The sequence below is a fragment of the uncultured Wocania sp. genome (assembly GCF_964021735.1).
Classification (GTDB): Bacteria; Bacteroidota; Bacteroidia; order Flavobacteriales; family Flavobacteriaceae; genus Wocania_A.
Genome location: NZ_CAXIBN010000116.1, coordinates 1 through 10,429 on the forward strand (window position 1 = coordinate 1; position 10,429 = coordinate 10,429).

The following is a 10,429-nucleotide window of genomic DNA, read 5'->3' on the forward strand; positions in this document are numbered from 1 at the left end:
TAAATATTGATGCTGTTACAGGTGGGTTTAATTTTCAAAATGCATGGACAGGAGCATTTATTGCAGCTAAATCTATATCAGAATAAATGAGTACTTATATTGCTTTATTAAAAGGTATTAATGTTGGAGGGTATAAAAAAGTACCCATGGCAGATTTACGTACATTACTTGCCAAATCTGATTTAAAAAATGTGCAAACCTATATTCAAAGTGGTAATGTAATATTTCAATCTTCAAAAGAAAACACTTTATCTATCGAAGAAGTAATTCAAAAGGCCATTATCGCCCATTTTGGGTTTGAAGTATCTGTTTTAGTAAAAACAAGAGGTGATTTGAAACGCATTTTTGATGCTAGTCCATTTATAGAAGAAAAGAAATTAAAGAGCTATTTTATGTTATTACATAATAAACCGGAGGAAGAATTGGTGAGAGTAGCTTCTAAAAAAGTATACGATGGCGAAGAATATCACATCATTAATGATTGTATTTATTTTTATTGTGAAAAAGGATATGGTCAAGCTAAATTCAATATGAATTTTTTCGAAAAAAAACTTAAAACAACTGCAACAGCAAGAAACTATAATACAATGGTAAAGTTATTATCTTTGTCAGTAGAAAAATAATAAATGACAGTAAAAGATTTTATTCCAACAGCATATAAAAATTTAATAGAAAAAGGAAGTTACATTTGGTCGTCGCCAAGTAATATCGCTTTAGTAAAATATTGGGGTAAAAAGGAACATCAAATCCCAGAAAACCCATCCATAAGTTTTACGCTAGATAGCTGTAAAACAACAACTACTTTAAGATTTTCTAAAAAAGAAAATAATAATGAATTTTTATTTGATGTATTTTTAGATGGCGAAAAGAAAGACGATTTTAAGCCAAAAATTGAAACTTTTTTTAAACGTATTGAAGCTTATTTACCATTTTTAAAAGGCTATTATTTTAAAATTGAAACGTCAAATACATTTCCGCACAGTTCGGGTATTGCGTCATCAGCTTCTGGGATGAGCGCTTTAGCTTCATGCTTAATGAGTCTTGAACGGTCACTGAGCGGAGTGGAAGTGACAGATGAATACTTTACTCAAAAAGCATCATTTTTATCTCGATTAGGTTCAGGTAGTGCATGCAGAAGTTTGGAAGGTGATTTGGTGGTTTGGGGTAAACATGATGAAATTGATGGAAGTTCAGATTTATTTGGAGTAAAATATCCTTTTGAAGTCCATCAAAACTTTAAAAATTATAACGATACTATTTTACTTGTAGATAAAGGCGAAAAGCAAGTAAGTAGTACGGTTGGGCATAATTTAATGCACAATCATCCCTTTGCTCAAGAACGATTTAAGCAAGCTCATAGCAACCTGTCGAGTTTAATAGATGTATTTAAAACAGGAGATTTAAAATCATTTATCAAAATTGTTGAAAGTGAAGCTTTAACCCTTCATGCTATGATGATGACCAGTATGCCATATTTCATTTTAATGAAGCCAAACACATTAGAAATTATTAATAAAATATGGGTATTTAGGCAAAAAACAAGCTCAAATGTATGTTTTACTTTAGATGCTGGTGCGAATGTACATGTATTATACCCAGAAGCAGAAACAGAAATGGTGAACGAATTCATTAATAATGAATTAGTTGCATATTGCCAAAACGGTCATTATATTTGCGACAGAATTGGTTTTGGTGCAAAACAATTGTAACTTTATACTCAAGGCAGATTTAAATAATGAAAGGACCTCTTTTTTACTCAAAAATATTACTCTTTGGAGAATATGGAATCATTAAAGATTCTAAAGGTTTATCAATTCCATATAATTTTTATAATGGAGCTTTAAAGACAGACGAAAACCCTTCTGAAGAAGCTTTAACTTCAAATGAAAGCTTAAAGAAATTTGTTAATTATTTGAGTAATATTGATTCAGAATTAGTGGTTTTTGATATTGATACACTTCAAGAAGATGTTGAAGCAGGAATGTATTTCGATTCTTCTATCCCACAAGGTTATGGTGTGGGAAGTAGTGGCGCTTTAGTAGCAGCTATTTACGATAAATATGCCCAAGATAAAATCACGGTTTTAGAGAATTTAACTAGAGAAAAATTACTTAAATTAAAATCGATTTTTTCTGCAATGGAATCGTTTTTTCATGGTAAATCTTCAGGTTTAGATCCTTTAAATAGCTATTTAAGTATTCCTATTTTAATAAATTCTAAAGATAATATTGAAGCCACTGGTATTCCATCACAAAATACCGAAGGGAAAAATGCAGTGTTTTTATTAGATAGTGGTATTATAGGAGAAACTGCTCCTATGGTTAGTATTTTTATGGAAAATATGAAACAAGAAGGTTTTAGAAAAATGCTAAAAGATCAATTCATTAAGCATACAGATGCTTGTGTTGACGATTTCTTAAAAGGCGATATTAAATCGTTATTTAGTAATACCAAGCAATTATCAAAAGTGGTTTTAAATCATTTTAAACCCATGATACCTAAGCAGTTTCATGAGCTTTGGAAAAAAGGTATTGAAACTAACGAATACTATTTAAAGCTTTGTGGCTCAGGTGGTGGTGGTTATATTTTAGGTTTTACTGAAAATATTGATATTGCAAAACAGTCTTTAAAAGATTATAAGTTAGAAGTGGTTTATAACTTTTAAACTTCTCTGTCACCTTGAGCGCAGTCGAAAGGTCTTTTACTAAATTAATTTTCATGTTCAACCGAAGACAGAAATATATACTAATAAAATTCTTCAGTATGTTTTCTGTGGTTCGTGGTTATAATATTTTAGTTATTGTTCTAGCTCAGTATTTAGCAGCTATTTATATTCTTGCTCACGATAAACCACTAAAAAGTGTCCTTTTTGATATTAATTTACTCATGTTGGTCTTGGCATCGGCAGCGACCATTGCTGGCGGTTATATTATTAATAATTTTTACGACTCAGAAAAAGACTTAATTAATCGTCCGCATAAATCAAAATTAGATAGGTTGATAAGTCAAAATACAAAACTGTCATTCTATTTTGTACTAAATTTTATAGCAGTTATTATGGCAAGTTATGTGTCGTTTAAGCCCGTTATCTTTTTTTCTGTTTATATTTTTGGTATTTGGTTTTATTCGCATAAACTAAAAAAACTTCCATTTATAGGTAATTTAACATCGGCAATTTTAACTATAACTCCATTTTTTGCCATTTTTATGTATTACAAAAATTTTGAAACTGTCATTTTTGTGCATGCCTTATTTCTGTTTTTAGTTGTTTCGATGAGAGAACTCACCAAAGACTTAGAAAACATTAAAGGTGATTTACTTTTAAACTATAAAACTATACCAATTGCTTATGGTGAAAGAGCATCTAAAGCTATGCTTACAATGTTATCTGTACTAACATTAATACCAATATACTTATTAGTGTGTCGTTTCGAAATTGGTTTTATGTATATCTATTTTTATTTATGTATTGTGTTACTACTAGGATTTCTGTTATTGCTTTGGAAAGCTAAAACAAAAGTACATTATTTAGTACTTCATAATGTTTTAAAGTTTATCATTTTAGCTGGTGTTTTTAGTATAGTTTTAATTAATGTTGATTTGGTATTGAACAGAATTTAATAAAATGGAAGACCTTAAATCTTAAATCGTAATTTTAGCTATATCTTTGCATTAAAATTTAAGTAATGAGTAAACAACAAGGTGGACAAAGAAAAGGAAAAACTTCTGTAGAGGGTTCTAAAAAGAACTTTAAAAAAAGTTATGTAAAAGGAAATACACCTTTTAAAAAGGCAGAACCTAAGCCCAAAAAACCATCTAATCCAGATGAGATTCGTTTAAACAAATATGTGGCTAATTCTGGTATGTGTTCGCGTCGTGAGGCTGATGTGCATATTGCCACAGGTTTGGTTTCTGTAAACGGAAAAGTAATTACCGAAATGGGTTATAAAGTAAAAATAGGTGATGAAGTGCGTTACGATGGTGCGCGTATAAATCCAGAAAAGAAAGCTTACGTTTTACTTAATAAACCAAAAGGATTTGCAACTACTACAAGCGAAGGTAAAGGCAGAACGGTAATGGATTTAGTATCTAATGCAACATCGTCTAGAATAAAACCAATAGGGCGTTTGGGTAGAAATTCAAAAGGATTATTGTTGTTTACAAATGATGATGCTATTGTAGATAAATTCACCAACTCTAAAAATGGTGTGGCACGTTTATTTCACATTGAATTGAATAAAAACTTAAAGCTTGAAGATTTAAAGAAAATTCAAGAAGGTTTTAAAGTTCAAGGTAAACTTGTTGCTGTTGAAGAGATTAGTTATATTGATGGTGCTTCCAAAAAAGAAATAGGCTTAAAAATTAAAAACACAGGCAACACAATTATTCGTACTATTTTTGATTATTTAAAGTACGAGATAGAAAATTTAGATTGTGTAGCTATTGGGCATTTAACTAAAAAAGATATTCCGCGTGGTAGTTGGAAGCATTTAACCGAGCAGGAATTGAATACGCTAAAAATGCTTTAATTTATTAATAAAAAAAAGACTATTAAATCCTTGTAATTAAAAAAAAAGTATTTCATTTGTAATGCATTTAGCTGAACAAATTGAACCCTGTTTCTGTGTTCGGGCTTTTGAAAATTAGGAAGTCATATTCAAAAGCAGCTTATAGGATAAGCGACCGAATTTTAAAGCTAACTTCCGTTTTACCTATCTATGCTAGTCAGCATAACTACGGCTTTATACCTACTACACAAAGCCAAATACAAATTTGATACACATCATTATTGTTTGTTTTTAAACAGTTTAAACTGTTTTTCTATCTAAATCTCACAACTTTTTAAAAATAATAATGAATACTAAATATATTGATTTAATCAATCAAACTTTTGATTTTCCGCAAGACGAATTTAAGCTTCAAGGTAATAAACTTAATTTTCATGATGTTAACCTAATGCAATTGGTTGAGCAATATGGGGTGCCATTAAAATTTACTTACTTACCTCAAATTTCTAATAACATAAATAGAGCAAAACAATGGTTTGAAAATGCTATTGAAAAACATAATTACAAAGGTAAATACAACTATTGCTATTGTACTAAAAGCTCGCACTTTAAGCATGTTTTACACGAAGCATTAAAAAACGATATTCATATTGAAACCTCTTCAGCTTTTGATATTGATATTATTGAAAGCCTAAAAAGCGAAGGTAAAATCACTAATGATACCTTTGTAATTAGTAATGGTTTTAAGCGTGCGCAATATGTAACTAATATAGCAAGACTTGTTAACAGCGGACATAAAAACTGCATTCCAATAATTGATAATTATGAAGAAATCGATTTACTTTCGCAGGAGATAAACGGAAAATTTAATGTTGGTATTCGTATAGCTTCAGAAGAAGAACCAAAGTTCGAATTCTATACATCGCGCCTAGGTATTGGCTACAAAAACATTGTGCCCTTTTATAAAAATCAAATCCAGAATAATAAAAAAGTAGAACTTAAAATGCTTCACTTTTTTATTAATACCGGTATTCGTGATAATGCTTATTACTGGAACGAACTTTTAAAATGCTTAAAGGTTTATACTAGTTTAAAGAAAATTTGCCCAACTTTAAACAGTTTAAATATAGGTGGCGGATTTCCAATTAAAAACTCATTAGTTTTCGATTTTGATTATGAGTATTTAGTTGATGAAATTGTAAATCAAATTAAAGTAACTTGTGAAGAAGAAGGAGTAGATGTGCCAAATATTTTTACAGAGTTTGGAAGCTTTACTGTTGGAGAAAGTGGTGGGGCGATTTACGAAATACTTTACCAAAAACAACAAAACGATCGTGAGAAGTGGAACATGATTAACTCATCATTTATTACAACCTTACCAGATACTTGGGCCATTAATAAGCGATTTATTATGTTACCATTAAACCGTTGGAACGATAGTTATGAGCGTGTTTTATTGGGAGGTTTAACCTGTGATAGTGATGATTATTACAATAGCGAACAACACATGAATGCTATTTATTTACCAAAATACAACAAAGAAAAACCATTATATATTGGGTTTTTCAATACAGGTGCTTACCAAGAAACTATTGGAGGATTTGGAGGTTTACAGCACTGTTTAATTCCAACACCAAAGCATATTTTAATTAATAAAGACGCAGATGGAAATATAACAACCGAATTATTTTCTGAACAACAGAAAAGTGAAGATTTACTAAAAATTTTAGGTTACGATAAAAAGCCTGAAACAAACGGAGTACAAACAACTAATACAGAAGTTGATTTGCAATTAGCAGATAAATAAAACAATGAAATCGTCATGATTAAAATAATCTTTAAATACTCAGTCTAAAGATTGCTTTAATCATTAAAGGGTTATATGTGACCATTGAAAAATAATAAAATACACACATGAAAACAAAAACATACGCTGGAATTCCAGAAGAATTAGCAAAATTAGAAAGCGCGAAAATTGTATTAATCCCTGTGCCTTATGATGGTACAAGTACATGGCAAAAAGGTGCAGACAAAGGCCCTGAAGCTTTTTTAAATGCTTCTGAGAACATGGAACTTTACGATATTGAAACAAACACCGAAGTGTATAAACAAGGTGTGCATTTGGTTGATGCTGTAACAGAAAATAGTTCACCAGAAACTATGGTTGAAGCAGTACATCAAATTGTTAAAAAATATATTAAAAAGAACAAGTTTGTAACCATTTTTGGTGGTGAGCATTCTATTTCTATTGGTACTATTCGTGCATTCAACGAGATGTACCCTAGTTTAACTGTACTACATATTGATGCACATGCAGATTTGCGTGAGTCTTATGAAGGTTCTAAGTGTAATCATGCTTGTGCTGTTTACGAAGCGAGCCAAAACACTAATCTAATTCAAGTTGGTATTCGATCAATGGATGTGATGGAAAAAACCGTTATGGATGATGAGAAAACCTATTTTGCACATGATATGGCTATTGATGATACTTGGATGGATGCTGCAATCGATCAAATGACAGATAATGTTTTTATTACTTTTGATTTAGATGCTTTCGACCCTTCAATTATGCCAAGTACAGGTACACCAGAACCTGGAGGATTATTATGGTATGAAACTTTAGAGTTTTTGAAGCAAGTTTTTGAAGAAAAAAACGTGGTAGGTTTTGATATTGTTGAGTTATGCCCAAATTCAAAAGATAAATCTTCAGACTTTTTAGCTGCTAAATTATACTATAAAATGTTAAGCTATAAGTTTCGAAACGATGAAGCAGAAGACGATTATAATAATGCTTTTGATAGCAATTATGTAAATAAAAATAATTCAAAACACACCGATAACGATGATTACTAAAGGACCAGTTTCTCAATTTATAGAAAAACATTATTTGCATTTTAATGCAGCTGCATTAGTAGATGCAGCTAAAGGCTACGAAGCACAATTAAACAATGGTGCAAAAATGTTAGTGTCTTTGGCAGGTGCTATGAGTACCGCAGAACTTGGTAAAAGTTTTGCAGAAATGATTCGTCAAGACAAAGTTCAAATCATTTCTTGTACTGGTGCAAATCTTGAGGAAGATATTATGAATTTGGTAGCGCACTCACATTACAAACGTGTGCCAAATTATCGTGATTTAACTCCTCAAGAAGAATGGGATTTATTAGAGAAAGGACTAAATAGAGTTACTGATACATGTATTCCTGAGCACGAAGCCTTTAGAAGATTACAAAAACATATTTTTAAAATCTGGAAAGATGCAGACGCTAAAGGCGAACGTTATTTGCCACATGAGTATATGTATAAAATGTTGTTGTCTGGTGTGCTAGAGCAGTACTATGAAATTGATTTAAAAGATTCGTGGATGTATGCCGCAGCTGAAAAGAATTTACCAATAATCTGCCCAGGTTGGGAAGATAGCACTATGGGAAATATTTTTGCGAGTTATGTGCTTAAAGGCGAATTGAAAGCTAGTACTATGAAGTCTGGTATTGAGTACATGACTTTTCTAGCAGATTGGTATACCGATAATTCTAAGAATGGTATTGGGTTCTTCCAAATAGGAGGAGGAATTGCTGGCGATTTTCCAATATGCGTAGTGCCCATGTTATATCAAGATATGGAACGCACAGATACACCGTTTTGGAGTTATTTTTGTCAAATTAGCGACTCTACAACAAGTTACGGTTCGTATTCTGGAGCAGTACCAAACGAAAAAATTACTTGGGGAAAATTAGGTATTGATACACCTAAGTTTATTATAGAAAGCGATGCAACTATTGTTGCGCCTTTAATTTTTGCTTATCTTCTAAACTTATAATGGAAGAACAGAAAATAGAAAATATCGAATTAAAGTATTTGACTGTTGATGATTTTGAAGAATTAAAATCGGCAACACTCGAATCTTACGGAGGTGTACTTGACAGCTATTGGAAAAAACATCATATTGAACAGTTAACTGCTATTTTTGCTAAAGGACAAGTCGTTATAAAAATAGATGGTAATATAGCAGGTTGTGCTTTATCACTTATAGTTAATTATAACAATATTGAAGATAATCATACCTATGCAGACATTATTGAAGGTGATAAATTTAAAAATCATGATTCTAATGGGGATGTGCTTTATGGCATTGATGTTTTTATAAAGCCAGAGTATAGAGGTTTACGATTAGGAAGACGTTTATATGATTACCGAAAAGAACTTTGTGAAGAGCTTAATTTAAAAGGGATTGTATTTGGTGGGCGAATGCCAAATTACCATAAGTATCAAAGTGAGTTAACACCAAAGGAGTATATAGAAAAAGTTAAACGAAAAGAGATACACGATCCAGTTTTAAACTTTCAAATATCTAACGATTTTCATCCATTAAGAATTATTAAAGGGTATTTAGAAGGCGATACTGCATCTAACGAATATGCTGTTTTAATGGAATGGGATAATGTATATTATACCAAGAAAACTAGAAAAGCCAGTAATATAAAAACGGTTGTAAGGTTAGGTTTAATTCAATGGCAAATGCGAACCTACAATAGTTTAGAAGAATTGATGCAACAAGTAGAATACTTTGTAGATAGTGTTGCAGCATACAGATCAGATTTTGCAGTATTTCCTGAGTTTTTTAACGCACCACTTATGGCAAAGTTTAATCATTTGCATGAACCTGATGCTATTAGAGAATTAGCAAAATATACCGAAGTTATTGTTGAGAAAATGCAGCAATTATCTATATCATATAACATTAATATTATTACTGGTAGTATGCCAGAAGTTATAGATAATAAATTGTTTAATGTTGGGTATTTATGTCGTAGAGATGGTAGCTTAGAGCGTTATGAGAAAATACATGTAACTCCAGACGAAGCAAAAGTTTGGGGAATGCAAAGAGGTAATAAGTTGCAAACATTTGAAACAGATGCAGGAAAAATAGGCATCTTAATTTGTTATGATTCTGAATTTCCAGAACTATCTCGTTTACTAGCAGACGAAGGAATGGATATCCTATTTGTACCCTTTTTAACCGATACACAAAACGGTTATTCTCGTGTACGATTATGTGCCCAAGCGCGAGCCATTGAAAACGAATGTTATGTTGCCATAGCAGGGAGTGTTGGTAACTTACCCAATGTTAATAATATGGATATTCAGTATGCGCAATCTGCAGTATTTACACCATGCGATTTTTCATTTCCAAGCAATGGCATTAAAGCAGAAGCGACCACAAATACAGAAATGATATTAGTAGCCGATGTAGATTTAAGCTTATTAAGAGAGTTGCATGCTTTTGGAGCTGTTAAAAATTTAAAAGATAGAAGAAAAGATTTTTACGATGTTATAAGAATTAAATAATATCTTTAACTAAAAATTAATTTTACCTAAGATAATGACAAAAAGAAACGACAATTTAAAACGTGTTATCGTAGATTTTAAAAAGTTAACACCAGAAATTCTAGCTTTATTGGTGGAGAAATATCCAGATGGTTATGATGAAGATCATATAGTAACCTTTAGAAACGCTCAAAACGAACTAATTGAAGCTGTTGAGGTTATTACAGATGATACTAAGTATTTGGTAAAAGTAAGCACAAAACTAGAGTTAACTATGGAGAATTATGATGAGGATGACTACGAAGATTTTGATGATGATGATCCAGAAGCTGTACAAGATCCAAACATTATTGATGAAGATTCTGAAGATTTAGATTAAAAACTAAAGACGCATCATTAAACAATTTAATAGATCTAATTTTTTTATGAAGCATAATCTGAACAATAAAACGAAACATATATATAATATTGACTACTAGTAGTTTTAATGATCAAAATTACTGTAAGTAATTCGGGCTTGTGGTAGGATGTTTTTCGATATTTTTTTCAATTTAATTTTAAAATCTGTACAATAATGAAAACAAATTTTTTGTTAA

11 protein-coding genes are annotated in these 10,429 nt (G+C 31.0%); all 11 read left to right on the plus strand.

Going from position 1 to position 10,429, the window contains the following annotated elements; all coding sequences use genetic code 11:
• On the plus strand, window positions 1-86 hold an 86-nt coding region (locus AADI82_RS10645; RefSeq protein WP_341216429.1), incomplete at its 5' end, for an NAD(P)/FAD-dependent oxidoreductase.
• Complete coding sequence (locus AADI82_RS10650) at window positions 87-623, plus strand: DUF1697 domain-containing protein (protein WP_341216420.1); 537 nt, start codon at window positions 87-89, stop codon at window positions 621-623.
• A 3-nt stretch (window positions 624-626) separates the two neighbouring features.
• Window positions 627-1,709 carry a diphosphomevalonate decarboxylase gene (locus tag AADI82_RS10655; protein WP_341216421.1) on the plus strand — a complete coding sequence of 361 codons (1,083 nt, stop codon included), beginning with the start codon at window positions 627-629 and terminating at the stop codon, window positions 1,707-1,709.
• Window positions 1,710-1,735: 26 nt separating this feature from the next.
• Window positions 1,736-2,665: a mevalonate kinase gene (locus AADI82_RS10660; RefSeq protein ID WP_341216422.1), complete on the plus strand. Its 930-nt coding sequence runs from the start codon at window positions 1,736-1,738 to the stop codon at window positions 2,663-2,665.
• Window positions 2,666-2,718: 53 nt separating this feature from the next.
• The gene (locus AADI82_RS10665; protein ID WP_341216423.1) at window positions 2,719-3,621 is read left to right on the plus strand and encodes a geranylgeranylglycerol-phosphate geranylgeranyltransferase; all 903 of its coding nucleotides are present in this window, start codon (window positions 2,719-2,721) and stop codon (window positions 3,619-3,621) included.
• Window positions 3,622-3,686: 65 nt separating this feature from the next.
• A complete protein-coding gene (locus AADI82_RS10670) occupies window positions 3,687-4,529 on the plus strand; it encodes a pseudouridine synthase (RefSeq protein WP_341216424.1) in 843 nt (280 codons plus the stop codon).
• A gap of 325 nt (window positions 4,530-4,854) precedes the next feature.
• Complete coding sequence (locus AADI82_RS10675; RefSeq protein ID WP_341216425.1) at window positions 4,855-6,315, plus strand: arginine decarboxylase; 1,461 nt, start codon at window positions 4,855-4,857, stop codon at window positions 6,313-6,315.
• Window positions 6,316-6,422: 107 nt separating this feature from the next.
• Complete coding sequence (gene speB / locus AADI82_RS10680; protein WP_341216426.1) at window positions 6,423-7,361, plus strand: agmatinase; 939 nt, start codon at window positions 6,423-6,425, stop codon at window positions 7,359-7,361.
• Window positions 7,351-8,325, plus strand: coding sequence for a deoxyhypusine synthase family protein (locus AADI82_RS10685; protein ID WP_341216427.1), 975 nt, complete (start codon window positions 7,351-7,353; stop codon window positions 8,323-8,325). The genes speB and AADI82_RS10685 overlap by 11 nt, the downstream gene beginning before the upstream one ends.
• Window positions 8,325-9,854 carry a bifunctional GNAT family N-acetyltransferase/carbon-nitrogen hydrolase family protein gene (locus tag AADI82_RS10690; protein ID WP_341216428.1) on the plus strand — a complete coding sequence of 510 codons (1,530 nt, stop codon included), beginning with the start codon at window positions 8,325-8,327 and terminating at the stop codon, window positions 9,852-9,854. Before AADI82_RS10685 ends, AADI82_RS10690 begins: the two co-directional genes overlap by 1 nt.
• Before the next feature lie 34 nt (window positions 9,855-9,888).
• Window positions 9,889-10,212, plus strand: coding sequence for a hypothetical protein (locus AADI82_RS10695; RefSeq protein ID WP_034041650.1), 324 nt, complete (start codon window positions 9,889-9,891; stop codon window positions 10,210-10,212).
• Window positions 10,213-10,429 lie beyond the last annotated feature (217 nt).

What these genes read in the sequence shown, in the direction of transcription:
- AADI82_RS10650 (WP_341216420.1), top strand. Translation starts at nt 87, where the DNA reads ATGAGTACTTATATTGCTTTATTAAAAGGTATTAATGTTGGAGGGTAT.
- AADI82_RS10655 (WP_341216421.1), top strand. Translation starts at nt 627, where the DNA reads ATGACAGTAAAAGATTTTATTCCAACAGCATATAAAAATTTAATAGAA.
- AADI82_RS10660 (WP_341216422.1), top strand. Translation starts at nt 1,736, where the DNA reads ATGAAAGGACCTCTTTTTTACTCAAAAATATTACTCTTTGGAGAATAT.
- AADI82_RS10665 (WP_341216423.1), top strand. Translation starts at nt 2,719, where the DNA reads ATGTTCAACCGAAGACAGAAATATATACTAATAAAATTCTTCAGTATG.
- AADI82_RS10670 (WP_341216424.1), top strand. Translation starts at nt 3,687, where the DNA reads ATGAGTAAACAACAAGGTGGACAAAGAAAAGGAAAAACTTCTGTAGAG.
- AADI82_RS10675 (WP_341216425.1), top strand. Translation starts at nt 4,855, where the DNA reads ATGAATACTAAATATATTGATTTAATCAATCAAACTTTTGATTTTCCG.
- speB (WP_341216426.1), top strand. Translation starts at nt 6,423, where the DNA reads ATGAAAACAAAAACATACGCTGGAATTCCAGAAGAATTAGCAAAATTA.
- AADI82_RS10685 (WP_341216427.1), top strand. Translation starts at nt 7,351, where the DNA reads ATGATTACTAAAGGACCAGTTTCTCAATTTATAGAAAAACATTATTTG.
- AADI82_RS10690 (WP_341216428.1), top strand. Translation starts at nt 8,325, where the DNA reads ATGGAAGAACAGAAAATAGAAAATATCGAATTAAAGTATTTGACTGTT.
- AADI82_RS10695 (WP_034041650.1), top strand. Translation starts at nt 9,889, where the DNA reads ATGACAAAAAGAAACGACAATTTAAAACGTGTTATCGTAGATTTTAAA.